Below are 24,000 nucleotides of genomic sequence, written 5' to 3'. Positions count from 1 at the left end.
ACCAAGGTCTTATTAGCAAACTATCATAGCGCAAGATCCGATTACGGAAGCTGAACGCAACGAAATTTAACAAACGCACAAATGAAATACTTTGTTAAATCAAAGGACGCAGATTCCCATATCACCGCAAACGTCCCATTCCCGACCGTTCAACAACTGGAGTTGGTATCGGCTTAAGGGGTAAACTTAAGCATTATTATAATAAGCACCAGGAAGCCATTGAGTGCAGAACCTTCTTCGTATCGCACCCGGCGCATTGACCATTGGAAAGCCCTTGCCCTGGACGGTCTATGACGCCGATGGCAATGTTCTGCTGAGACAGGGCTACGTCATACAGAATGACATTCAGCTGGAGCAGTTGTTCGAGCGTGGCCTGTTCCAGCCCCGGGTGATTGAGCGCCCCGACGAGGATATTCAGGAAGATATCCGTCTCCGCAACCCGTTTGCGGATTATCCCGTATTACTGCAAACCCTGGAATCCTCGCTAAACGCCATTACTAACCAGGATGACAGTGCCCGCCAACGGGTACTTGGCCTGTCACGAATGATTGACCAGATGTGCCAGGAATCCCCGGAGGCCAGCCTGGCACTGGTGCACCTGTACTCGATCGAGCCCACCATCCATGAACAGATACTGTTCTATGCCGTTCTCTGTCAGTTTACTGCACGCCGGTTCGGCCTCGATGACAAGCGGATCGCCGTACTGATCAGTGCTGCGCTAATGGCAAACCTGGCTCTGGTGCCGGTGGCCGACAAACTCAATGCTTCCAACCGGGTATTGACCGACGAGCAGCGCGCGGTGATACGCAAACACCCCGAACGCAGCGTTCAGGCACTCAAAGAGGCCGACATCACCAGCCCACTGCTACTCAAAATCATTGCGCAGCACCACGAACAGGCGGACGGTTCGGGCTATCCCCATGGGTTGAGTGGTACCGACATACGGGGTGAGGCGGAAATCCTGGCGCTGGCGGAACGCTATGTGGCAATGATAACGAAGCGGGCTTATCGCGAACGAATGAACATAACCGAGGCCCGCAAACTGATCGCTTCGCTGGCCGACGGCAAACTACGCCCTGCCATTCCGCGGGCTCTGCTGGCCATTCTGACCGATCATCCGCCAGGAACTCTGGTGAGGCTCGCCAACAACGAAGTGGCGGTGATTGTCCGGCGCCCGCACCGTCACCGTGGCCCGTTTGCCAAAGCCATCATTGGTCCCAGGGGCAATCGTTACAGCGGCACCTTTGAGCGGGATTGCAGCCAGCCGGATTTCAATATTATCGACGTTGAACAGCCCGAAGTGATGCCCTCCATGGACTTCGGGCTACTCTGGGGTTTCCACTAACGCTCTACGCGCTCTGTATTATCTCAAGCCCAACGCCTGGGCGTGATGCTCCAGATGGTCATCGATGAACGAGGCGATGAAGAAGTAGCTGTGATCATAACCCCGGTGCATTCTCAGATTGATGTGGTGATGCACCTTCTCACATGCCTCGACCAGCGCCTCGGGATTGAGCTGACTTTCAAGGAAGTCATCCGCTGTACCCTGGTCCACCAGCAGCGGTAAGCGTTCGCTGGCGCCGGGAATCAACAGCGTCGCATCCCACTCTTCCCAGGTTTTCGGGTCGTCCCCCAGATAACCGCTGAAGGCTTTTTGACCCCAGGGGCACTCGCTGGGGTTGGCAATCGGCGCAAAAGCAGACACGGATCTGTACTGCCCGGGATTCTTCAGCGCCGCGATCAGTGCCCCGTGACCACCCATGGAATGACCACTGATACTGCGATCCTCTGTCACCGGCAAGTGGCCTTCCACCAGTTGCGGCAATTCCTTCACCACATAATCGTACATTCGATAGTGAGGGGCCCAGGGTTGGCGTGTGGCGTTCAGGTAAAAACCGGCACCACTACCGAAATCGTAACTGTCATGTTCACCGGGCAGGTCCAGACCACGGGGGCTGGTGTCAGGGCACACAATGGCGATGCCCAACTGCGCCGCTTTTTTCTGGGCCCCGGCCTTCTGCATGAAATTCTGGTCGGTACAGGTCAGTCCCGACAGCCAGTAAAGAACCGGCACTTTTTGAGGGTTGCTGCCCACGGCAACAGGAGGAAGGTACACCGCAAACTCCATATCGCAGTCCAGGGCTGCCGAGTGGTGCTGGTAGCGCCGGTGTTCGCCGCCAAAACAGACGTTGGTGGAGAGCAGTTGCATGGGAACCTCTCAGTCGGAAAATTCACAGTCTTCTGACTACGCGTATTTCGGTACTTCTATGCCATAACCGGCCTTTGCAAACTCTGCCAGGATGGCAGTGCGGGTCACAATACCGATCAAACGATCATGGTCAACCACCGGGTAGACCTTGGGCTTGCCTGCGCCCAGGTTCTGGGCCAGATCCACAACAGACATTTCCGGGGATATGGTGACCGGATTGCGAAACATAACGTCGTCCACGATCGGGTCGCCTTCGTGGTGGTAGTTGCTCACCAGCAGGGCGTGGATGCAGTCCTGTTCGGAAACAAACCCGATCACCTTGCGGTGGTCATCCACGACCGGCAGCCCAGTGACGTGGTTGTGAAGCAGTGTTTTGACCACTTTGGTTAAGGGCGTTCCACGACGAATGGGCTCGATGTGGTTCCACATGACATCGGATACTTTTAGCGATTGCATTGGCAGACTCCCTGACCAGTCATATTCTGGATTCGTCCCTCTTTAAACATAGGCAATGGGGGCGAAAACTGGAAGTATAAACCCGCAACCGGCCATCTCTTTCTGCGGGCACCGGCCGTCAGCCGTTGCCCTGCCTCGGCTGTTGCGCCATGGTTTCAAAGCCGATCTGGGCAAACCGCGACAACAGAGGTTCCGGAAGATCGTGCCCCATTCCGTCAATCATCTCAACGCGGGCATGAGGCATCAGGTATCCCAACTGCTCCGCAGCCACCGGCCGCACCAGCGGGTCGGCCTTGCCATGAATCACGGATACCGGCACCCGTATGCGCCGTGTGGCTGATGACAGGCTGCCAGTGGCAAGGATGGCACGGGTCTGGCGGAGAATGCCGGCGGGATGATAGCTGCGCCGGAACTCCCGTACGATCCGGTCCCTCACTTCCTGTTCGCGAGGTGGGTAGCCCGGACTCTGAATCGCCTTCCAGAAGTCCAGGGAGCGTGCGACAACTGCGGCTTCATCATGCCCCTTCGCGCCAATACCTGCCAGGCGCCAGATCAGCTTTGATTTTGGCATCGGCAGGCGCGGGCTGTTGGTGGAGGTCATGATAAGGGTTGCCGAGCGCACGCGTTCGGGGCGATTCGCAGCCACCAACTGGCTGATCATGCCGCCCATGGAAACACCCACCAGGTGAGCGCAGGTCAGGCTGAAGGCGTCCATCACCTTACAGACATCGTCCGCCATGTCATGCAGGGTATAGGGCGCGGCGATCGGCAGGCCCATCCGGTGCCTTGCCATGACCGCAACCGGATGACCCTCCAGGCGATCCTTCAGGTGCGATGACAGCCCGATGTCGCGATTATCAAACCGGATTACCCGGAAGCCTTCACGAACATACTGGTCCAGCAACGCCTCCGGCCAGAGCGTCATCTGCGCCCCCAATCCCATCACGAAGATCACTGGCTCCCCGGCGGGATCTCCCCGGGTTTCCACACAGAACGACAGCTCGCCTGCCTGGACGTGAAGGGTCTCGGGCATGGCGTTGACCGACGTATCGGCAGAACTCCAATCAGAGTGGCTTAGGGTTTCCGGCATTGAGGGACTCCTGAGATAACCAGTCCACAGCTTAACCCGAGAGGCTACGAATCCAATAGCTTTGCAGACCCACGTCGCGTCAGAACAGCGAATTCTTTGCAGCGAATATTTACAGATGGAAATAAGTATATAAACTCAATGAGTTATACGCTTCCGCCGAGCTCAGATCTGTACTACTCAGATCCATATCGCCGGTGTCGCGGAAGCTCCTCAATACCAAGGCACAAACACAGGGAGATTCCCATGGAAGCCTTTGAGTCGTTTATTAGCAGCATTAACGCACTGGTCTGGGGCCCGCCCATGCTGGTGATGATTCTTGGTGTCGGCCTGTTTCTGAGCATTGGCCTGAAGCTGATGCCGGTATTGAAACTGCGAGCCGGTTTCCAACTGATGTGGAAAGGCCGTACCGGGGCCGAATCAGAGGGCGAGATTCCTCCATTCCAGGCCCTGATGACCGCGCTGTCGGCTACCGTTGGCACCGGTAATATTGCTGGCGTTGCCACCGCGGTATTCCTGGGCGGCCCCGGAGCGCTGTTCTGGATGTGGCTGACCGCCCTCGTGGGTATGGCGACCAAATATTCCGAGGCGGTACTGGCGGTACGCTTCCGGGAAGTGGACGAACGCGGCGCCTACACGGGTGGCCCGATGTACTACATTCGCAACGGCCTGGGTAAAAAATGGGCCTGGCTGGGCGTGCTGTTTGCCATCTTCGCCGCTGTGGCCGCGTTTGGCATTGGCAACACCGTGCAGGCCAACTCGGTGGCCGATGTTCTGGAAACCAACTTCAACCTGCCGCACTGGGTGACCGGCCTTGTGTTGATGGTACTGGTAGGCCTTGTGCTGATCGGTGGCATCAAACGCATCGGGCAGGTGGCGAGCACGTTGGTGCCCTTTATGGCCATCGCCTATATCCTGGTTGGCCTGATGGTACTGGCCATTAACGCCGAGCAGATTCCGAACGCCATCGCCATGGTATTTACACACGCGTTCAGTCCGGTTGCCGCCGAAGGTGGCTTTGCCGGCGCCGCCGTCTGGGCCGCTGTCCGCTTTGGTGTGGCCCGCGGCATTTTCTCCAATGAGGCAGGTCTCGGTTCCGCCCCTATCGCCCACGCGGCAGCCCAGACCAAGAACCCGATCAACCAGGGCATGGTCGCCATGCTGGGCACGTTCATCGACACGATCATCGTGTGCAGCATCACCGGCCTTGTCATCATCAGCTCTGGCGCCTGGACGTCAGGTGAGACCGGTGCGGCACTGACCTCACTGGCCTTTGAAACCGGACTGCCCGGGTTTGGCAATTACGTTGTCGCCATCTCCCTGGCGATTTTTGCCTTTACCACGATTATCGGTTGGTCGTTTTACGGCGAACGCTGCATTGAGTTCCTGTTCGGCGTCAAAGCCATCGTGCCGTACCGCGTGATCTGGATACTGGCGATACCGGTCGGTGCCACCATCAACCTTGGCCTGATCTGGCTGATCGCCGACACGCTCAACGCCATGATGGCGCTGCCAAACCTCGTGGCCTTGCTGCTACTGAGCCCGGTGGTGTTCAAGCTCACCCGTGAGCATTTCGAGAAAGAGCGGTCAGTCGGCGTTAGCTGATACGTAAGTGGAGTCGGATGAGGCAAATCAAGACCCCTTGGTTTTCTCCCATCCGCCTCCACTGTTTATCGTATAGACTGAATTTTGTGCCGGCGCTTCGTCTGGCCGGGCTTTCGTATCATCAAAGGAGGAAACGCGATGAGTTTACGTCTGGGAGATACCGCACCGGATTTTGAGCAGGATTCCAGTGAAGGCAGGATCGACTTTCACCAATGGCTGGGCAACAGCTGGGGCATACTGTTCTCGCACCCTGCCGATTTTACGCCGGTGTGCACCACCGAGCTCGGCCTGACGGCCAAGCTGAAAGACGAATTCGCCAAGCGTGACGTCAAGGCAATCGCTCTGAGTGTGGACCCGGTCGATTCCCACAAGGATTGGATCAAGGACATCAACGAAACCCAGGGTTGTGCCGTTAACTTTCCGATCATTGCCGACCACGATCGCAAGGTGTCTAACCTTTACGACATGATCCACCCCAGCGCCAGTGAGACGCTGACCGTGCGATCGCTGTTCGTGATCGACCCGAATAAGAAAATCCGCTTGATGATCACCTACCCGGCCAGCACCGGTCGCAACTTCAACGAAGTGCTGCGGGTTGTAGACTCGCTGCAGATGACCGACATTCACAAAGTGGCAACACCAGGCAACTGGGAACCCGGCGGCGACGTGGTGATCGTGCCGTCCCTGCAGGATGAGGATGAAATAAAAGAACGTTTCCCGAAAGGCTATCGGGCGGTGAAGTCCTACCTGCGGATGACGCCGGACCCGGGATCGAACTGGAGTGGCGATTAAGCGCTGAACGCGCAATCCGCTGAAACGAAAAAGCCGGGCTGATGCCCGGCTTTTTTATGCCTATCGTTCCTGGCCTCAGAATGCCGGAACCACGGCTCCCTCGTACTGCTTCTTGATAAACGCCTTGACGTCATCCGTTGTCAGCACCTTCGCCAGCTTCTGGATTGCCTCATCGTTGGCGCGGCTTTCATGAGCCACCAGAATGTTCACGTACGGCGATTCAGCCCCCTCAATAACCAGCGCATCTTCCGTCGGATTAAGGCCGGCTTCCAACGCGTAGTTGGTGTTAATGAGCGCCAGATCCACCTGGTTCAGGATACGCGGCAGGGTAGCAGCCTCCAGTTCCTTGAATTCCAGGTCTTTCGGGTTATCAGCGATATCACGCGGCGTAGCGGTGATCTTGCTGCCGTCCTTCAGGGTGATCAGACCGGCTTTCTGCAGCAGAAGCAATGCACGGCCACCGTTGGTGGGATCGTTGGGGATCGCCACTGTGGCCCCGTCTTCAAGCGCTTTCAGAGAGTCGATCCGGCTTGAGTAGGCACCAAACGGCTCAACGTGGACACCCACTACGCTGACCAGGTTGGTACCACGGCCATCGTTGAATTCGTCGAGGTACGGCTGATGCTGGAAGAAGTTCGCGTCCATCCGCTTCTGATCCACCTGCACGTTAGGCTGGACATAATCGGTAAACACCTTCACATCCAGCTCCACGCCCTGCTCCGCCAGCTTGGGCTTAACAAATTCCAGGATCTCGGCGTGAGGTACCGGCGTTGCCGCCACGGAAAGCTTTTCCGCAAGGGCTGCGGAAGAGAATGTCGCAATGGCAGCCACTGCCACCAGGGTCTTTTTGAAGTTCATAAGCACGTTCTCCTGTTGTTTAAAATATCATTCAGACCTCGGAAGCCAGCAAAGACTCCGGGCCCGTGGCGGGAAAGCCCTTCCGAAAACGTGGAGCGCCAGGGATGGCGCGACCGAGCCCTACAGGGACGTACTTACGGGCGTTTTTCGGAAGGGCTTTCCCGCCATGGGCTTGCACCCAAACTGAGCCTATTTGCGGCTGAAATACAGAACGAGACGGTCGCCCGCCATCTGGAGCAATTGTACAAAAATGACCAACAGCGCCACTGTAATCACCATTACGTCAGTCTGGAATCGTTGGTAACCGAAGCGGATCGCCAGGTCGCCAAGACCGCCACCGCCGACTACGCCGGACATGGCAGCGTAGGACACCAACGTAATCGCGGTAACCGTAATACCGGCGATGATGCCCGGCAGGGCCTCCGGCAACAAGGCTCCGAATACAATTTGTTTTACAGTCGCGCCCATGGCCTGGGTAGCCTCGATGATTCCCCTATCCACTTCGCGCAACGACGTTTCGACCAAACGGGCAAAGAAAGGAGCACCACCGGCCACCAGTGGCGGAATCGCGCCGGCCACGCCAAGAGATGTACCAATCAACATCACTGTGAACGGGATCATCACGATCAGCAGGATAATAAACGGTACGGAACGCAGCACGTTCACCACAAAGGACAGCACCGCATAAGCGATGGGCTGTTCCAGCAGTTGGCGCTTGCCAAACAGGAACAGCAGCACGCCTACCGGCAGGCCGATCAGCACGCTGAACAGCAGCGACATGCCCACCATCACCAGGGTGTCCCAACTGGCCCAGCCGATCTCGGTCCAGTCCACGTTGCTCAACAGGTCTCCCATCAAGGCTTCCATCAGCGCAGCACCTCCACATGAACGTCCGCCGCCTCAAAGGCCTGCATGGCGGTATCGAGATTGCCGCCCACCAGCGAGAGAGTCAGCTGGCCGTAGGGCGTGTCCTTGATGTGGTCAATCCGGCCGGAGAGGATACTGAAATCCACGCCGGATTCCCGTGCCACGCTGCCCAGCAGTGGCGTGTAGGTGGATTCGCCACGGAAGGTGAGACGCAGGATGCGGCCTTTGGCGTGCTGCAGGTCCTGCTGCATTTCCTCATGGTCGATGCTTTCGCTCTCGAAGACGAAGTCCCGGGTGGTGGGGTGCTTCGGGTGCAGGAAGACATCACTGACCGCGCCCATTTCGACCACTTCGCCGGCATCCATCACCGCTACCCGGTCACAGACACGGCGTACCACGTCCATCTCATGGGTGATCAGTACGATGGTCAGGCCGAGTTCGCGGTTGATGTCCGCCAGCAACTTCAGGACCGATTGGGTGGTTTGCGGGTCGAGGGCGCTGGTGGCTTCGTCGCAAAGCAGGATCGTCGGGCGGCAGGCCAGGGCGCGGGCGATGCCAACACGCTGCTTCTGTCCACCTGAGAGCTGCGATGGGTACTTATTGGCCTGATCCACCAGGCTGACCCGTTTCAGCAACTCGTCCACCCGGTCACGAATCTCGGTGCGGGAATAAATGCCCGCGAGTTTCATGGGGAAGGCAATGTTGTCCGCCACCGTTTTCGAGGACAGCAGATTAAAGTGCTGGAATATCATGCCCACCTTGCGACGGAAGGCCCGTAGCTCGCTGGCGTTGTAGCCGGTGATATTTTCATCATCAATCAGGATGCGACCACCGGTGGGTGGCTCCAGCAGATTGATCAGGCGCACGAGGGTGGACTTGCCCGCGCCGGAGTGGCCGACGATGCCAAACACCTCGCCGGTGTCGATGGTCATACTGGTGGGGTGTAGCGCGGGGATCGCCCGCCCACCTACCTGGTAGGACTTCTGTACCTGGTCAAATACAATCACAACGTTGCCTTGTGAACGCTTTGTCAGCGCCTTGTGGGTGCAGAGGTAAAACGCGCGATTATAAACCAAACCGATGGCAAACCCGAATCCGCCACCTTGGTAAATCCCCTTACACCATTTGCCACCTGACACGAAGACCACGACTGAACTAGACTGATTCATTACAAGAACATGACTAACAATCCCGAGGCGCGCGCAATTTTGACCACAAAAACCGAGACTCCGCCCTCAAGGATGAACTCGACCCAGGCATGGGTGACCTACCTCAGCAAAGTGGAACTGCCGGTACTGGCAAACACTCTTCGCAGAATTGGTGAACTGACTGACAGCAGTAACAGCACGGTTAACGAGCTTGCAAACGTTATTCTCAACGACGCCCAGCTCACTTCCCAGGTGCTTCGGCTGTCCAATACGGTGTTCTACAACCAGACTCGCACCCAGGTAAGCACCGTAAGCCGCGCCATCACCCTGATCGGCTTCGACGCCGTGAAGTCCATGGCCATCTCGTCCCTGATCGTGGACTCCCTGCTCAAACGCAACGACCGCCCACACCTGCTTCGCTGCCTGGCCCGCGCCATCCACGCCGCCGTCCAGGCCCGCTGCCTGCTGCCAAAGCGCAACGAGCACGCCCTGGAGGAAGTGTTCATCGGGGCCCTGCTGATGAACATTGGCGAGTTGGCTTTTTGGTCCTGCGAGACCGAGCAGGCCAGTGAACTGGAATCCCGGCTGCGTGAGGGGGAGCCGACACTGGAGGCCCAGAAAGCCGCGCTCCACACCACCTTTACCGAAATTACCCGTGGCCTGGTGGACGCCTGGTCACTCGGCCCCTTTATTCGCGAGGTGGTTGCGCCCGGGCAGGCCAATTCGAAGGCCGCCAGCCTGGTGCGCCACTCCGTTGAGATGGCAAGACTGTCCGAGAATGGCTGGCGCGGCGACGACATGGAAAAGGTCATGGAAGCCCTGGGGCAGGACATCGGAGAGAACCCTGCAGCCGTTCGGGACCAGCTCAAGGTGAATGCCGGAGAAGCCGCGCGGGTCGCGGTGTCGCTGGGCATTCCCCAGGTGACCGCGCTGATGCCTGGCAGCCAGGGCAGCTCCGGCGAGGAGGCGGTGCGCGCACCAGAGGTGGACCCCAACCTGCAGTTACAGATTCTCCGCGATCTTACCCACAGCCTTACCGACAAACCGGACATCAACGAAGTCTGTCAGCTGGTCATCGAGGGCATTCACCGGGCAATCGGCATGCAGCGGGTTGTGTTGCTGATGAGCGACCGCAGCGGGCTTGAACTGGTGCCGCGCAAGCTGGGGGGCAGGGGCACCGAAGCCTGGAAGGACAACTTCACCATCCGCAAGGATGGCACCGGTCCTCTCGGGGCGCTCTTACCCCACGCTGATTGCAGTGTCTATCTGCCAAAATCGAAAACCGAAGGGGTTGCCTATGATCGCTGGCTGGGGAACGTGCCGGCGCTGATCGGCCCCCTGAAAGCGAAGGGGCGACTGGTCGGCCTGTTTTACGCGGACAACGCGGCGGCGGACTATGTGCCCTCCGACGATCAGCTGACGGCGTTCGGACACTTTGTCCAGAACGCCCAGCTGTGCATCACGCTGCTATCGAGCCATTAGTTTGCCGAGCCATTCATCCGCACTCAACGATTAGAGTTCATACAATTTCGCAACGTGCAGGATCGGCCCGGTCGGCTGGCCGGTGGGAGAGCCTCCCACCGGCTCCAGGCTGATCGCCAGTGTTCGGCTATTGCTGAGAAGCGCACGCGCCTCATCATCCAGAGTTACCTGATAGGTTCCACCCACCGGAATAACCCCGAGCGACAGGGGCTGGCCATCCGCCGGCACGATCCACAATTCATAATCCTTGCCCTGCTGGGCCGCCGTCGCAGCAACGGGACGCAGTTTCAATTGCCTGTCGAGCGATGACTCACTGACCAACCATAGGGGATCGCTCACGTCCGCCTGTACGATGGCGCCTGAAAGACGGTCATCCACCTCTGGCTCTGGCTGTTGCACCAGGACAACGGCCAGCACCAGCGCCGCAGCCGTTGCCAGCATGCTCCAGCCAGGCCAGAACCAACGGCCGGACGCATCATTGGCCGCAACTGCCGACTCGGGTTTATCCTCCCGGGCCCAAAGCCGGCGTTCGATGCCAGCCCAGACCGACGCCGGAGGCTGTTCTTCCTCAATGCGTGCGCCCAGGTGCCCCAGCTTCTCTTCCCAGAACCAGACTTCCTGGCGGACTCGAACCGACTCCATCATCCAGCGCTCGAAACGCCGACGGGCTGCCCCATGAAGGGAGCCAAGCACGTATTCCGCTGCCAATGCTTCTATTCTTTCCGGTGTCTTATTCATCGTTCCAGACACCTCTTCAAAGCCATTAATCCGCGCCGAATCCAGCTTTTTACGGTTCCAATGGGAGAACTCAGGGCCTCGGAAAGCTCATCGTGGGTAAACCCCCGATAATAAGACAACAGGATACTGTCCCGCTGCGTCTCTGAGAGTTCATCCAGGCACCCGCGAAGCTCGGCGCTGCCCGCCACACGAAGTGATTCGTCCAACGGACCGTCACGTTCATCGGCAACACGCTCAAGGTGGGCATCGCCGGACGTCGGCCGCGATTTCCGATTCCTCATAAGATCGAGTGTGCGATAACGGGCAATCGTCAGCATCCAGCTCAGGGGAGCGCCACGCTCACTGTGATATTCACCAGCGTGGTGCCATATCTGCACAAAGGCATCCTGAACGGCCTCTTCTGCCAGATCTCGCTGACTGGCCAGTTTCAGGCAAAGCCCGAACATCCTGCCGGAAATTTTTTCATACAGCCGCTGAAAGGCCAGTCGGTCTTCCCGGGACACTGCGATTAGCAGTCCCATCAGATCATCCTGCTCAGAATTGCTGGTTACCATCTATACGATCCCTTGTTTTGTTCTACAGGTATTAGTCGACCTTACGTTCAGAATGCCCATCAGGATGCATGCAGGTCATCAGATCGGGCTCAAACACGCCGCTTTGATCAAAATCGTCCAGCGCTTTTTCCCACTTGGTTAACTCCAGGCCCTGGTTGGCAAGCCACGCGGGATTGAAATAGGTGTCGGTGTAACGGTCGCCACCATCGCACAGAAGCGTGACAACCGACCCGCCCTCTCGGGCGCTTTGCATTTCACTGGCGAGGCTCAGTGTGGCAATCAGATTGGTACCGGTAGAGCCGCCACAACGCCGGCCAAGATGATGTTCCAGATACCGGAGCGCGGCAAAACTGGCCGCATCGGGTACGCGAACCATGCGCTCAATCACCGTCGGGCTGAAAGAGGGCTCAACCCTGGGGCGACCAATACCCTCAATGCGCGAACCGCACTGGCCGACAATATCAGACCGCCCGCTAGCGAAGGCGTCATAGAACACCGAGTTTTCCGGGTCCGCCACGCACAGCTCACAACCCCGGGCAAGATGGCCGCCGTAGCGGATGTAGCGCCCGATGGTTGACGACGTGCCACCGGTGCCCGCGCTGACAACAATCCAGCGCGGTATGGGGTGCGGCTCCCGTCGCAACTGCTCGAAAATGCTTTCGGCAATGTTGTTGTTACCCCGCCAGTCTGTCGCCCTCTCAGCGTAGGTGAACTGATCCATGTAGTGACCACCGAGCTCACGGGCCAGACGCTGAGATTCAGCGTAGATCTCACTGCCATTCTCCACCAGGTGACACTCGCCCCCATAGAACTCGATTTTGGCAATTTTCTGTGCCGACGTCGTTCGGGGCATGACTGCGATAAAACGCAGCCCGAGGAGCTTGGCAAAATAGGCCTCGGAGACCGCTGTCGATCCACTCGAGGCCTCGATGATCGGGGTGCCTGGCGTAATCCAGCCATTACAGAGCCCGAACAGAAACAGTGAGCGTGCCAGCCGATGTTTGAGGCTGCCGGTCGGGTGGGTCGACTCATCCTTGAGATAGATATCAACGTCACGCAGGCCCGGCAGGTCCAGCTTGATCAGATGGGTGTCTGCAGAACGATTGAAATCCGCATCAATGCGGGCAATGGCGTCGGAAACCCATTGGGTGCGATGGAGCATGTTGTTGGCCCTGAAATCAAACAAACACCATGAAGCATAGTCGCTCTGGGTCGACTTGAAGAATAACGCTGTGTTGGACCGCCAGCCCCGCCACCTGACACACGCCTCACAAGTTGGCTGAACGTGATGTACTCACTATTCGTACTAAGTCAGCCTGCTTCCGGATAAGACGCTTTCAATTTTTTTTGGTGAGAACTGCATCCTTTTCTCTAATCGCTCCGTAACCCCCTTTGCAACACCAACAATAGAAGAGGAAAACGGAATGAATACTTTACTAAAACGCTCCGGCCTCGCCATTGCGGTTGCCGGACTCTGTATCAGTGCCGGCGCAGCAAACGCCTCAAGCCACCGCGAAGCACCCTTTATCACTGAAGTACCCAAGGTGGACGGGACCGATTTCTACATGTTCCGCAGTTACGAGACGGGACGTGCGGATTTCGTCACCCTGATCGCGAATTACCTGCCACTGCAGGATGCGTATGGCGGTCCCAACTACTTCGATCTGGATGAAGACGCGGTTTATGAAATCCACATCGACAACAGCGGCAACGCACAGGAAAACCTCACGTTCCGCTTTCAGTTCTCGGATAACCTAGAGGATAAACAGTTGCCGGTCGGCCCCGATGGCGACCAAAGAATGGTGTCCGTACCGCTCAAAAACATCGGTGATGCCAGCGACGAAGCGAACGTACAGTTCAGCCAAGACTATACTGTATCGGTTATTCGGGGCGACCGTCGTACCGGTACTGTCGAGACCGCCACCAACGTCACGGATGGCACCGCCACCTTCGACAAGCCACTGGACAACATCGGCGGAAAATCGTTTCCCGGCGGATACCAAGCTTACGCCAACCAGCACATCTTCGAGATTGGCATTCCAGGCTGCGCCACCAACGGGCAGGTCTTCGTGGGTCAACGCAAGGAAGCTTTCGCGGTCAACCTTGGCGAGATCTTCGACCTGGTCAACACCAACCCGCTCGGCCCACGTGACGGCGAAGGTGCCGGTGATCTTGCAGACAAGAACGTGACCTCCTTCGCCCTGGAAGTACCGACCGAGTGCCTGACCGGCACCGCAGTCACCGGAATGGATCAGCCCGTCATCGGCGGCTGGACGACCGCCAGCGTTCGCCAGGCCCGAGTCATCAATCCGCAACCGACCGTTGATGGCAAAGGTGCAACCGTTGAAGGCGGCGCATGGACCCAGGTATCACGTCTCGGTATGCCGCTGGTAAACGAAGTCGTGATCGGCCTGAAAGACAAGGACCGGTTCAACGCCAGCGAGCCCATGAACGATGGCCAGTTCGCTACCTACGTGACTCATCCGACCCTGCCCGAACTGCTGGAAATATTGTTCAGCAGCGCAGGCGCTGAGGCACCGAATAACTTCCCGCGGACCGATCTGGTAACAGCGTTCCTGACCGGCGTACCCGATGTAAACATGCCGGTAGGCGTGCAAACGTCAGAAATGCTGCGACTGAACCCGGAAATCGCAGCCACACCTGCAGCCTCGCAAAATGACCTGGGTGTTCTCGGTGGTGACAACGCCGGCTTCCCGAATGGCCGTCGCCCGGTGGATGACACCGTGGATATTGCCCTGCGTGTAGTCATGGGCGCATTGACCACTGATGCCCCGAACAAGGACGCCCCGTTTACCGACGGTGTGCAACTTGACCCAGCTGAGCTCCAGGAAGTGTTCCCATATCTGGCAACTCCGCTGGCCGGCTCACCCAACTCATAAGGAGTGAATCATGAAACTCACTATGAAGTTAGCCGGAACGGGCCTGATAACCCTGGCACTGGCGGGGTGTTTCGACGGCTCCAGCAGCGGCGGCGGTGGCGGTGACAGGCCAGATCCGGCGGTGGATTTCTCAACCTTTGTGAAGGCTGAGATCGCAAACACCGACGACACCCGTGAAGCCGTTCAGATCAACGACAAGGAGTTCAGCTTCAATGACCAGAATAATGAACAGGCCTTCGACGATCTGTTCATCCAATAGGACCCCTTGCCGGCCTTCAGTACGCCTGAAGCCGGCAAGCACATTCCCTGCCCTTCGGGGCGGGGCTTTTTGTGTCGGGCTGTGGTTGATGGCCGGTTTTCCAAACGTCGCAACCGCTGCACCCGGACCTATCGAGACAGATTTTTCCGACACCGATATTCTTGTTGAACTGCCAGAGCCGGCACTGACCACGTCCGAATTACCGGTTTCGCCCGAGCAGCTGGCAGACACCGTACAAAATCAGATCTCCCGTGCCAGAAGCACCGGAGACCCCCGTTTCCTGGGCTATGCCGACGGGATGTTGCAGCGATGGTCCGGAGAAATGACCGACCGGCTGCTTACCCTCAGGGCAACACTGGACCAGAGCCTCCACCGCTTTGACAGTGCCAGGAAAGACCTGGAAACCGTCGTAGCCCGATCCAGCGCCACACTCCAGAAAAACCAGGCTCGGTTGCTGTTGGCCAACCTGGAAATCGTTCAGGGCAATTATGAAGACGCACGAAAGCACTGCGCCCAGTTGCAACAATCCTACCCCGGATTGATTGCCGACAGCTGCACGGCTCAGGTTGATGCCCGCACGGGTAGCCCCGAAGCGGCCTACCAGAAACTCCAACGACGAACAGACGCAACCGATGCCGATGTCACCAGTCGGCTTTGGGCGGAGGGAACCCTGGGGGATATCGCCGCGCAGATAGGTAGCCCCGCTGCGGAGGATCACTGGCAAACGGTGCTCAGCATCGCCCCCGACGATCTCTATACCCGCACCCAACTGGCAGACTGGTATCTGGGCCGAAACCAGAATGACAAGGTACTGGCCCTGACCGACGACTATGAACAAGTGGATTCGCTGGCCGTTATTCGGGCTATTGCCATGGCTGAGTCAGGGCACCCGACTGCAGAGACGTTGGCCGAAAGCCTCAGGGAGCGCTTCGCAGAGGCTCGTTGGCGCGGAAACCTGCTGCACCAGCGAGACATGGCGCGTTTCCAACTGGACGTGGAAGGCGATGCCGAGACCGCATTGACCTTTGCGGCGGACAACTGGCGCAGCCAACGCGAGCCTCTTGATACCCGGCTGCTACTGCGTGCCGCCGATGCGGCGGGTGACAACGAGCCAGCCCGGAAGGTGAGAACCTGGCTGAAAGAGCAGGGGCAGACCGATGCACGCTACCCGGAGGCTGAATCATGAGGGGTATGAAACAATGGGGCAACCTGGTGGTATCCATGGTCCTGCTGACCCTGATCTCCGGAACGGCATGGGCCCACAAAGCCAGCGACAGCTTCATCTACCTGAACCAGGACCGGGGCGAGATACGGATCGATGTGGCACTCCGGGACGTCTCGGTGGCCTTGCCGCTGGACCGGAACGGGGATCGCCAGCTCAGTGGTGCGGAACTCCGTGCTGGCCGGGACCAGATTACCCGATGGGTAGAGCAGGGCGTAACCTTGTCCAGCGCCCAGGCCGATTGCCGCCTGACCGGCCAGCAATGGGGGCTTGCCAGCCATAGCGACGGCCCCTATGCCGCCGGTCTCTACACCATTAGCTGCCCCGATGGCGCCACGTCCGACACCCTGACATACAACCTTCTGTTCTCACAGGACCCGCTCCATCGCGGCCTGATAAGCCTTGAAAGCGGCGGCACCAGCACGCTGGGGGTAGTAGGCCCTGACAGTCGCCAACTGGCGCTCTCCGCCGGAGACGCACCAGGAAGCCTGCAGCTGTTCGGAACCTTCCTGTACGAAGGTGTCATCCATCTGCTCATCGGCCTCGACCACATACTGTTTCTTCTGGTGCTGATGCTGCCGGCCACACTGAGAAAAAACGATGGCAGCACGCCGGTGGGGCTGAAGCAGCGGCTGTGGGAGCTGACGGGGATCGTGACCGCGTTCACGGCAGCCCATTCCGTAACCCTGGCACTGGCAGCCCTTGGCATTGTTCGTCTGCCCATCGCCTGGGTGGAGACCATCATCGCCCTGTCCATAGCGGTGGCCGCCATGAACGTGATGTGGCCGATACTGGGCAGGAAAACCTGGAAGCTGGCCTTTGGGTTCGGGCTGATACACGGATTCGGGTTCGCCAGCGTTCTGGGGGATCTCACCAGCGGTGTTTCCCAGACCGTCGTGGCTCTCGCCGGATTCAACATTGGCGTAGAGCTCGGGCAGTTGGGCCTGCTGGTTATTGCCTTCCCGCTGCTTTACCTCTGGGGTAAAACACACCTTTACGGCAGGGCAGTCGTTCCGCTGACACTGATTGCAGTAGGCGCAATCAGCCTTTACTGGGTAGCCGAGAGGGCAATGGCCATCTGAGCCTGGCCCCGGTGCCTTTCGACACCGGGGCTCCCAATGGCAGATTAATCAGTGCAGTGCACGGAGTTGGCGTGGATACAGAGCGGCGCTGACCTCCGGTTCATCCAGCAGATCCGCCAATTCCATATCCACCTCGGTTTCCTCGCCTTCATCAGGCAGCGGCTCAAACAGGGTGTTCAGCCAGGAGGTTACTGACGGTGCTTCGTCACGACCGTATTCGGTGGACAAGGCCTTGATCCGTCGGAAGCCGATAATGCGTTGGTGCTTGGGATCACGGATCTGCTCAAAGCCACGCCAGTAGATGCGGTCGCGGGTGTGCAACTGCACAAACAGTGTGTCGATGGGCTCTGCCGGATCCTCACCACGCGCAGGCTGCTCTTCGTCGCTATCTGCCACTGACTGGGTGTCCTCTGACCCTGCTTCGGCTTTCGCCGGTTTCTTGCTGCGGATGGTGGTCCACGCCGGGTACAGCACGGCAACCGCATCGGCTTCCACATGCTCTCGGGCCGCGCGCAGGATCAATCCCCAGCGGGCCTTGTCGGCATCGGTTTCAAGAGAGTTAATGGGCAAGTCGTAGCTTTGTTCGCTGGACAGTACGATCGCCATCATTGGGGCATCAAGCTCCCCCATGGCCTCGGCCTGTGCTACAGACACCAGTTCGTCGATTGCCATCGGTTGGTTCATAATACGCTCGCCTCCTCGATGCCATCAGGGTCGTTCAGGAAGAATGGGCTCTTCCTGACTCACAGCATAGCCTGTTCCTGCCATAAAGATAAACGTGGATACGGTGATCCCGGATCACAATGCGTTATTTATTGTTTCAGTGCATGGCGTCAGATCATTGCTTCCAGCAGTTCGTAGCGCCCAAACCAGGGGTTGGCCTCTTCCAGTTGTGCCGCCAGCTGAAGTAGGGTGCCTTCGTCTCCGTGCGGAGCGCCGAACTGCACTCCCACCGGCAATCCGGCGGCTGTCCAGGCGAGCGGGACAGACATCGCAGGTGTACCGGTAAGGTTGGCAAGCTGGGTAAAGGGCGTGCGGGCGAGGCTTTCCATAGCCATCTGGTCGACTTGCCCACTGCGGTGTACCAACTTGCCGGCTTTCAGCAGCAACATCAGCCGGGCAGCCACCTGCAGATGGGATGGGGTATCCAACTCGCCAATCTTCGCCGGCAACTGGCCAGCCGTCGGGCACAGGTACATGTCGTAACCTTCAAAAAACGCCCCCAGGGCGCGAGCAAAATCGTTCCACTGCTGGCGACGGCGCACGTAGTCCGGTAGAGGCATGGTCCGCCCCAACATACCGATCAGACGGGTATCCAGTTCGAAGTCGTCATCGCGGGCACCAAACTCGGCTTTCGCGCGGTCCATCAACGTAGACACTTCCCCGAAATACAGCCCCAGATAACAGCGGGCGAGGGCCATGCCGTCGAATTCCGGACGCGCATACTCCACCCGGTGCCCCAGGTTTTCCAGAGTGCGCGCAGTCTCCTCAACGGCATCCACACACTCCCTTGCCACGTCGGTTTCGTAGGGCGACGACGTAAATACACCAATCTTGAGGCTGCGTGGCGCCCGCTGCATCAGCTTGGCATAGGGGGCGGCCGGCGGTGCAATGGTAAAGGGATCTCCCACCGCGGGGCCAGCCAGCACGTCCAGCATGGCGGCGCTGTCTCGAACCGTGCGGGTGACCACGTGATCGGTCGAGGCGCCCGTCCATGCCTCACCCACCGAAGGGCCGGAGGAAATGCGACCGCGCGACGGTTTCAACCCGAACAGCCCGTTGTAGGCCGCCGGAATGCGAATCGAGCCGCCACCGTCATTGGCTCCCGCCATGGGTACAATACCCGCCGCCACCGCAGCACCGGAGCCGCCACTGGAACCACCCGGTGTCCGATCCGTATCCCATGGATTACGGCAGGCTCCCCAGAGTTTCGATTCGGTGACTGCCTTCAATCCGAACTCCGGCGTTGCGGTGCGGCCCAGGAATACCAGGCCCGCAGCCCGTGCACGGCGTACAAACTCTGAATCCCGGGACGCGATGTTTTTCTTCAACCCCCGGCTGCCGTAGGTACAGGGCTGGCCTTGCTGTTCCTGGGCCAGATCTTTAAGCAGCATGGGAACGCCCGAGAAGGTACTATCCGGTGTAGGCGCCTGGTTCAGTGCATCGGAGAACTGGGGGTGGCAGATGGCGTTGAGCTTGCCATTCACCGTGGCCGCACGCTCAATAGCGGCCTCACAGATGTCACTGGCCGCGACTTCTCCGCGGCGAATCAGGTCGGCAAGCGCTACCGCGTCGTATCGGAGGTATTCGGATTGCTTCATGATCGATTCCGTTTGTTATTCTGTTTTCGGGAGATTGGGGAAACCGGTATTTATGAACATGAGCTTTAAGCGTCACTTTCTTGCTGTCGTTATAATAGTCACATCTGTTATCGCGTCCACTTCGCAAGCGAGTAAAAAACCGCCGGAACCTGCCGAGAACTGGACCAGCGTTGTTCGCAGCTCACCCTACTGGTCAAGTCAGGGGGTATACCAGAACATCACAACCATCCGCCGCTGGGTACTGAAGGAGTCCGGATATTGCTCTAAGCCCGATCGGCACATTCTGTTCGATATGCGCGGCCAGTTCCTTGGCTATATCGACGATGGCTCCGACCGTGAGGCCACCCAGATTCGCCTGAATGATACCAGAGCCTCTCTGGCAGCCACTGGCCGCGCTGACGACTGGACCCCGGGCGGCCCCGACAGGACCGGATACCCCTTCGCCCTGTCCTGTCGACAGCCGCACGTCAACCTGGATGAAGCCGTTGCACGCTACCTTGGCACCCTGCCTTCGGAACTGATTTGGGGTGCCTGGGACGATCTGTCGTTCGCCTCTCAGGAAGCACCACAGCCACTCCACGAGGCACTGATGTACGTTTATAGCCTGCGTGAGCAGCAGCAACGCCTCGATCTGCCGGTGAGCCTGCCCAAGTACCTCGGCGGCCAGGTATTGATCGAGAGCAGCGGCCAGCAAAGGGCGCACTCTGCCGCCAACGCCAAAGGCATCCTTCAGCTCTCACCCTCGGCGCTCAAAGACTGCCGGATCAAACCCGCCAACCACTGGCATCGATTGGCACAGATTGACTGCGCCCTCAAACTGATGGATCAGAATGCCCGCAACCTCAGGCCGCCCTTCGAGGCGCGCTTCGGTCACCTGCCCGATGATAAAGGGGATCAGCTTTTTACGCTGCTTCTGGTCCAGGCTTATCACGGCGGTGCCAGCCGCGTTCAGTCCCTGCTGGAAGATGAGACACTGTCGAAGCCTGCGATTTATTTTGCCCAGGAGCATGAGCGATTCAGTGCGGGAGACATTGCCTTTGGCATGGTGTTCCACAATTTGGGGCGGGATCGCTTCGGGCTGGCTTCGCTGTATTATGTGGCGGATGTTCAACTCGCCACCGAGGCGCTGTGTAAAACCGCGCGACTCGCTGATACCCGCTTCTGCCAATAAACCCGGAGCCCGCCTTGGAACTGACGTTCATCCCGGAAGGCCTGAACACCGCAACGGCCGTTTTCCTGCTGCTGAGCTCTGTCATTACGTCGATGATTACCGCCAGCCTTGGCGCCGGGGGCGGGGTTCTGCTGCTGGTATTGATGGCGTTCTGGATACCACCGGCGGCGATCATACCGGTTCACGGTATGATCCAGTTGGGTTCCAACGCCGGGCGAGCCACACTGACCTGGCAGCACACCGACTGGAAAGCCATTGCAGCCTTCGCACCAGGGGTACTGGTCGGAGCGGGGCTTGGCGCCTGGTTGCTGATCGACCTGCCGCCCTATCTGTGGCAACTGACCATTGGCGTTTTCGTGCTTTACCTGTGCTGGGGCCCCGCTCTGCCAAAGGGAGCCTTCGGCAGCATCGGGATCTTTCTTGCCTCTGCGTTGACCAGTTTCATTTCCCTGTTTGTGGGCGCAACCGGTCCCCTGGTGGCCTCCTTCATCAAGCAGATGCACACCGAGCGTTTCACCACCGTCGCGACATTCGCCACGGCAATGACGCTCCAGCACGCACCCAAAGCGTTGGTTTTTGGACTCGCTGGTTTCGTTTTCCGCGACTGGCTGATGTTCATACTGGCCATGATCAGCTTTGGTTTTGCCGGCACCTGGCTGGGGCTCCACGTGCTCAAGTCCTTGAGCAATCGGCACTTCAGCCGCGTGTTCAACGTTCTTCTGACCCTGCTCGCTCTACGCTTGCTGTGGCAGGCGGGCAGCTCTGCGGGGTGGTGGTGATCAATCCGGCTTCTGCCGTGACGGTAAGGGAACCGTCACCACACGATTTCGCCCCTGGGCCTTGGCGGCGTAGGTGCCTTCGTCAGCACGCGCAACGACTTCCCGGGGCCCTGTATCCGCGACACCCATCTCGGTCAGGCCGATGCTGGCAGTCACTCCAAACGTCCTGCCGTCCTGCTCTATACGCAAGGCTTCAATACCGGCTCGGATTTTCTCGGCAAGCTCGACAGCGCGCTGCTGACCACAGGCGGGCAGGATTATGCCGAATTCATCGCCACCAAGACGTGCCACCGTGTCCGACTGGCGCACGGACTGCGTGAGCAGGTCCGATAGTCGCCCCAGCAAATCATCTCCCAGCAAGTGCCCGCCTTCGTCGTTGACGGGCTTGAAATAGTCCAGGTCGATCAGCATCAGAACGCTGGCCGCCGTTTTCTTGTTGGTATCCGTCAGGCATTTGACCAGGGAAGAATTGAACGCCCGACGATTGAGCAAGCCCGTCAGGCTGTCGTGGGTCGCTTCCCAGGACAGTCGCTCTTCTTCGCGACGGCGGGCGCTGTCGTCCCGGATCACGAATACCATACGGTGATTATGGCTTTTCCGGCGAAGATGAAGCATTGCCAGGTCTATATCGAAGAGTTGGCCCGCCCTGTTTCGCAGGGTGGCATACAGGCTATCCACATCGGTACTGCGCAGAAAATCGTCAGCCTCCCAGCGATGGTTCTCGTCTTCAATCGATACCAGCGTGAAAAAGTTCTGCCGCTCGCCGTTTTCGGCCAATCCAAGGAACCCGGACGCGGCCTGGTTGGAGTACCGGATAATGCCTTCGGCATCCACCATCAATACGCCTTCCTGCAATACGCCCAGAATACTGTCCGCGCGTTTCTGTTGCTCGGCCAGTTCCGCCTCGATCTCCAGTTCGTGGGTGATGTCCCTGACTACGGTGATGGTACCCAGTGAACGCTCCTCCGTCTCAATCACCGCCGTCATGGCATCCGCCCACACCACGCCACCTCCGGAGCGGCTTTTCAGGCGGAATCGCCCTCGGAACACTGTTTTGCTGCGCAGAGCCTCTCGCCACGCTTCAACCGTGCCAGCCTGATCCTCTTCGTATACGCCTTGAATCAGGGGGGTATGCTGGAGGTCACTGGAGCTGACCCCGATGATCCGCTCAAACGCCGGGTTCACGAACTCAATCCTGCCCAGAACATCGGTCTGGATAATGCCAATCGGCGCACTCTGGGTGAGCGAGCGGAAAAACGCCTCGCGCTCGGCCAGGGAGGACAGCACTTCGTCACGCTCTTCCATCACGGTGTTGAAGGTCTCCGCAACCTGGCGGATTTCCGTGCCTCCCAGAACGTCCACCGGCTCGGTCCGTATCCCCAGGTGGCGCTCACTGATCTGGAACCCCAGATTTCGCATGGGCGCCATCAACCGACGAAACACAACCAGCGCCAAGGGTGCCACAATCAGAATCACGATCAGGAGAGTCTGCGCAAAGCTGTCCGTCAACCGGCTGAGCGGCGCATAGGCCTCATTCACCGGCCACACAGCGGCCACAAACCAGGGCACCTGTGACATCTGGCGCACCGAGGTGATGGTTTCGGTGCCTTCCTGGTCAAGCGTCTGCAAAGTGCCTTCGAAGCCCGCCATCGCCTTCTTGTGAGCCTCGTTTTCAAGCCTGAGCGGCACCATGGTTTCACCGGTACGGCCGTGGCCCAGGGTTACACCGGTACGTGTGGCAATGCTGATATAGCCGGTTTTGCCAATACTCACACCGCTGGTGTCTTCCATGAAGTTGTCGCCGTCGAGAAAAACCGCCCCTCCCAGCACGCCGATAAACCGTTGACGATGATCGAAAATCGGCGCCGTCATCATAACGGCGGGCCGCTCCCGGTAGTTCGACACATAAGGGTCACTGATAATGGAGGTGAGCTGGCTTGAGGTCTGGCGGAAATACTCACGGCCGCTGACATCCAGCCCCGTCTGCCGGAAGCTTTCTGGATACTCCGCAATGACCTTGCCACTGGCATCAAATACGTAGATCCCGTCGAACATATGTTGCAACGCAATCTCGCGACGGACGAGAAGGCGGGAGCGGGAGCGCAGCACCACCTCCTCCATGGTGAACCCTTCCGCGACATGGGTCAGGGTATCCCGGCGCTGGGCCAGGCGTGCATCAAGATCGCTGGCAACCAGTTCCGCGATGGTCTCCACCTGCTCCCTTGTCTGCCCCGCCAGTTCCGAGCGTCCCACCAGAGAACTGACCACGGCCACCGCCAGAGCAGCCAGCACGATGGCCAGGATGACAAAGGCAACAGCACGATTAACCAGGCTTGCTAGCCAGCGTCTTATCATCACAGCGGAGTGGCTCCCGCTTCATGGACGCAGGATAGGTTCGGGTTGACGTCCCTTAATGCTAAATATCTGTTTTTCACTGGATAACGTGTCGATTACTGGAGGATTTAATATT

At 58.6% G+C, this 24,000-nt stretch carries 22 protein-coding genes; 10 read left to right on the top strand and 12 right to left on the bottom strand.

The features are described 5' to 3' along the window. Positions 1 to 223: 223 nt before the first annotated feature. The gene (locus ACTRWH_RS01490) at positions 224 to 1,345 is read left to right on the top strand and encodes an HD-GYP domain-containing protein (RefSeq protein ID WP_075196299.1); all 1,122 of its coding nucleotides are present in this window, start codon (positions 224 to 226) and stop codon (positions 1,343 to 1,345) included. Positions 1,346 to 1,363: 18 nt separating this feature from the next. Here the strand turns inward: ACTRWH_RS01490 and fghA are convergent, their stop codons facing one another. From fghA to ACTRWH_RS01475, 3 genes are all read right to left on the bottom strand, one after another. Next, positions 1,364 to 2,209, bottom strand: coding sequence for an S-formylglutathione hydrolase (fghA, locus tag ACTRWH_RS01485; RefSeq protein WP_036202054.1), 846 nt, complete (start codon positions 2,207 to 2,209; stop codon positions 1,364 to 1,366). 36 nt (positions 2,210 to 2,245) lie between these two features. Beyond that, complete coding sequence (locus tag ACTRWH_RS01480) at positions 2,246 to 2,665, bottom strand: CBS domain-containing protein (RefSeq protein WP_036202051.1); 420 nt, start codon at positions 2,663 to 2,665, stop codon at positions 2,246 to 2,248. 118 nt (positions 2,666 to 2,783) lie between these two features. After that, on the bottom strand, positions 2,784 to 3,755 hold the full coding sequence (locus ACTRWH_RS01475; protein WP_083637254.1) for an alpha/beta fold hydrolase: 972 nt from the start codon (positions 3,753 to 3,755) through the stop codon (positions 2,784 to 2,786). Positions 3,756 to 3,998: 243 nt separating this feature from the next. Between ACTRWH_RS01475 and ACTRWH_RS01470 the strand changes: the two genes are divergently transcribed. Next, positions 3,999 to 5,357 (top strand): alanine/glycine:cation symporter family protein, encoded by a 1,359-nt coding sequence (locus tag ACTRWH_RS01470; protein WP_036202046.1) that lies wholly within the window; start codon positions 3,999 to 4,001, stop codon positions 5,355 to 5,357. 138 nt (positions 5,358 to 5,495) lie between these two features. Beyond that, positions 5,496 to 6,149, top strand: coding sequence for a peroxiredoxin (locus ACTRWH_RS01465; protein WP_041335694.1), 654 nt, complete (start codon positions 5,496 to 5,498; stop codon positions 6,147 to 6,149). Positions 6,150 to 6,224: 75 nt separating this feature from the next. On the opposite strand, the gene ACTRWH_RS01460 is transcribed toward ACTRWH_RS01465, so the two are convergent. The 3 genes from ACTRWH_RS01460 to ACTRWH_RS01450 all read right to left on the bottom strand — a co-directional run bounded on the left by ACTRWH_RS01460 (position 6,225) and on the right by ACTRWH_RS01450 (position 8,881). Next, positions 6,225 to 7,007 carry a MetQ/NlpA family ABC transporter substrate-binding protein gene (locus ACTRWH_RS01460; RefSeq protein ID WP_075196300.1) on the bottom strand — a complete coding sequence of 261 codons (783 nt, stop codon included), beginning with the start codon at positions 7,005 to 7,007 and terminating at the stop codon, positions 6,225 to 6,227. A gap of 189 nt (positions 7,008 to 7,196) precedes the next feature. Further along, positions 7,197 to 7,874, bottom strand: a complete 678-nt coding sequence (locus ACTRWH_RS01455) for a methionine ABC transporter permease (RefSeq protein ID WP_007155138.1) — start codon at positions 7,872 to 7,874, stop codon at positions 7,197 to 7,199. After that, entirely contained in the window at positions 7,874 to 8,881 is a 1,008-nt protein-coding gene (locus tag ACTRWH_RS01450) for a methionine ABC transporter ATP-binding protein (RefSeq protein ID WP_007155139.1), read from the bottom strand. Before ACTRWH_RS01450 ends, ACTRWH_RS01455 begins: the two co-directional genes overlap by 1 nt. A 201-nt stretch (positions 8,882 to 9,082) precedes the next feature. Between ACTRWH_RS01450 and ACTRWH_RS01445 the strand changes: the two genes are divergently transcribed. Next, entirely contained in the window at positions 9,083 to 10,504 is a 1,422-nt protein-coding gene (locus ACTRWH_RS01445; RefSeq protein ID WP_036205527.1) for an HDOD domain-containing protein, read from the top strand. A 30-nt stretch (positions 10,505 to 10,534) separates the two neighbouring features. Here ACTRWH_RS01445 and ACTRWH_RS01440 read toward each other — a convergent pair whose 3' ends face one another. Genes ACTRWH_RS01440 through ACTRWH_RS01430 form a run of 3 tightly spaced genes read right to left on the bottom strand, consistent with a single transcriptional unit; the run spans position 10,535 to position 12,958 of the window. Then, a complete protein-coding gene (locus ACTRWH_RS01440; protein ID WP_462825801.1) occupies positions 10,535 to 11,242 on the bottom strand; it encodes an anti-sigma factor in 708 nt (235 codons plus the stop codon). Continuing rightward, entirely contained in the window at positions 11,239 to 11,796 is a 558-nt protein-coding gene (locus tag ACTRWH_RS01435; RefSeq protein WP_041335689.1) for a sigma-70 family RNA polymerase sigma factor, read from the bottom strand. Before ACTRWH_RS01435 ends, ACTRWH_RS01440 begins: the two co-directional genes overlap by 4 nt. A 31-nt stretch (positions 11,797 to 11,827) precedes the next feature. Then, positions 11,828 to 12,958 carry a PLP-dependent cysteine synthase family protein gene (locus ACTRWH_RS01430; RefSeq protein WP_085681920.1) on the bottom strand — a complete coding sequence of 377 codons (1,131 nt, stop codon included), beginning with the start codon at positions 12,956 to 12,958 and terminating at the stop codon, positions 11,828 to 11,830. Between the two features lie 262 nt (positions 12,959 to 13,220). Between ACTRWH_RS01430 and ACTRWH_RS01425 the strand changes: the two genes are divergently transcribed. From ACTRWH_RS01425 to ACTRWH_RS01410, 4 genes are all read left to right on the top strand, one after another. Next, entirely contained in the window at positions 13,221 to 14,696 is a 1,476-nt protein-coding gene (locus ACTRWH_RS01425; RefSeq protein WP_085678024.1) for a DUF4331 domain-containing protein, read from the top strand. 10 nt (positions 14,697 to 14,706) lie between these two features. Beyond that, entirely contained in the window at positions 14,707 to 14,955 is a 249-nt protein-coding gene (locus ACTRWH_RS01420; protein ID WP_036202027.1) for a hypothetical protein, read from the top strand. Between the two features lie 88 nt (positions 14,956 to 15,043). Continuing rightward, entirely contained in the window at positions 15,044 to 16,141 is a 1,098-nt protein-coding gene (locus tag ACTRWH_RS01415; protein WP_462825800.1) for a tetratricopeptide repeat protein, read from the top strand. Then, complete coding sequence (locus ACTRWH_RS01410; protein ID WP_273622732.1) at positions 16,138 to 17,259, top strand: HupE/UreJ family protein; 1,122 nt, start codon at positions 16,138 to 16,140, stop codon at positions 17,257 to 17,259. The genes ACTRWH_RS01415 and ACTRWH_RS01410 overlap by 4 nt, the downstream gene beginning before the upstream one ends. Before the next feature lie 48 nt (positions 17,260 to 17,307). On the opposite strand, the gene ACTRWH_RS01405 is transcribed toward ACTRWH_RS01410, so the two are convergent. Both ACTRWH_RS01405 and ACTRWH_RS01400 read right to left on the bottom strand, forming a co-directional pair. Then, on the bottom strand, positions 17,308 to 17,943 hold the full coding sequence (locus ACTRWH_RS01405) for a hypothetical protein (RefSeq protein WP_036202020.1): 636 nt from the start codon (positions 17,941 to 17,943) through the stop codon (positions 17,308 to 17,310). A 149-nt stretch (positions 17,944 to 18,092) separates the two neighbouring features. Beyond that, positions 18,093 to 19,580 (bottom strand): amidase, encoded by a 1,488-nt coding sequence (locus ACTRWH_RS01400; protein WP_075196304.1) that lies wholly within the window; start codon positions 19,578 to 19,580, stop codon positions 18,093 to 18,095. 52 nt (positions 19,581 to 19,632) lie between these two features. Here ACTRWH_RS01400 and ACTRWH_RS01395 point away from each other — a divergent pair, with 52 nt between their 5' ends. Further along, complete coding sequence (locus tag ACTRWH_RS01395; RefSeq protein WP_462825799.1) at positions 19,633 to 20,751, top strand: hypothetical protein; 1,119 nt, start codon at positions 19,633 to 19,635, stop codon at positions 20,749 to 20,751. Positions 20,752 to 20,765: 14 nt separating this feature from the next. Beyond that, positions 20,766 to 21,530, top strand: a complete 765-nt coding sequence (locus ACTRWH_RS01390; protein ID WP_421858901.1) for a sulfite exporter TauE/SafE family protein — start codon at positions 20,766 to 20,768, stop codon at positions 21,528 to 21,530. On the opposite strand, the gene ACTRWH_RS01385 is transcribed toward ACTRWH_RS01390, so the two are convergent. Next, on the bottom strand, positions 21,531 to 23,885 hold the full coding sequence (locus ACTRWH_RS01385) for a diguanylate cyclase domain-containing protein (RefSeq protein WP_462825804.1): 2,355 nt from the start codon (positions 23,883 to 23,885) through the stop codon (positions 21,531 to 21,533). Positions 23,886 to 24,000 lie beyond the last annotated feature (115 nt).

It is taken from the genome of Marinobacter sp. G5_S1_61_S3, from assembly GCF_054968585.1.
This window is presented reverse-complemented; position numbering and strand designations above follow the sequence as displayed.

Bases quoted from the DNA above. Each gene is read 5' to 3' on its own strand.
- ACTRWH_RS01440 (WP_462825801.1), bottom strand. From the start codon at position 11,242: ATGAATAAGACACCGGAAAGAATAGAAGCATTGGCAGCGGAATACGTG.
- ACTRWH_RS01480 (WP_036202051.1), bottom strand. From the start codon at position 2,665: ATGCAATCGCTAAAAGTATCCGATGTCATGTGGAACCACATCGAGCCC.
- ACTRWH_RS01455 (WP_007155138.1), bottom strand. From the start codon at position 7,874: ATGGAAGCCTTGATGGGAGACCTGTTGAGCAACGTGGACTGGACCGAG.
- ACTRWH_RS01475 (WP_083637254.1), bottom strand. From the start codon at position 3,755: ATGCCGGAAACCCTAAGCCACTCTGATTGGAGTTCTGCCGATACGTCG.
- ACTRWH_RS01435 (WP_041335689.1), bottom strand. From the start codon at position 11,796: ATGGTAACCAGCAATTCTGAGCAGGATGATCTGATGGGACTGCTAATC.
- ACTRWH_RS01465 (WP_041335694.1), top strand. From the start codon at position 5,496: ATGAGTTTACGTCTGGGAGATACCGCACCGGATTTTGAGCAGGATTCC.
- ACTRWH_RS01410 (WP_273622732.1), top strand. From the start codon at position 16,138: ATGAGGGGTATGAAACAATGGGGCAACCTGGTGGTATCCATGGTCCTG.
- ACTRWH_RS01415 (WP_462825800.1), top strand. From the start codon at position 15,044: ATGGCCGGTTTTCCAAACGTCGCAACCGCTGCACCCGGACCTATCGAG.
- ACTRWH_RS01395 (WP_462825799.1), top strand. From the start codon at position 19,633: ATGAACATGAGCTTTAAGCGTCACTTTCTTGCTGTCGTTATAATAGTC.
- ACTRWH_RS01405 (WP_036202020.1), bottom strand. From the start codon at position 17,943: ATGAACCAACCGATGGCAATCGACGAACTGGTGTCTGTAGCACAGGCC.
- ACTRWH_RS01460 (WP_075196300.1), bottom strand. From the start codon at position 7,007: ATGAACTTCAAAAAGACCCTGGTGGCAGTGGCTGCCATTGCGACATTC.
- ACTRWH_RS01430 (WP_085681920.1), bottom strand. From the start codon at position 12,958: ATGCTCCATCGCACCCAATGGGTTTCCGACGCCATTGCCCGCATTGAT.
- fghA (WP_036202054.1), bottom strand. From the start codon at position 2,209: ATGCAACTGCTCTCCACCAACGTCTGTTTTGGCGGCGAACACCGGCGC.
- ACTRWH_RS01420 (WP_036202027.1), top strand. From the start codon at position 14,707: ATGAAACTCACTATGAAGTTAGCCGGAACGGGCCTGATAACCCTGGCA.
- ACTRWH_RS01425 (WP_085678024.1), top strand. From the start codon at position 13,221: ATGAATACTTTACTAAAACGCTCCGGCCTCGCCATTGCGGTTGCCGGA.
- ACTRWH_RS01470 (WP_036202046.1), top strand. From the start codon at position 3,999: ATGGAAGCCTTTGAGTCGTTTATTAGCAGCATTAACGCACTGGTCTGG.
- ACTRWH_RS01400 (WP_075196304.1), bottom strand. From the start codon at position 19,580: ATGAAGCAATCCGAATACCTCCGATACGACGCGGTAGCGCTTGCCGAC.
- ACTRWH_RS01385 (WP_462825804.1), bottom strand. From the start codon at position 23,885: ATGATAAGACGCTGGCTAGCAAGCCTGGTTAATCGTGCTGTTGCCTTT.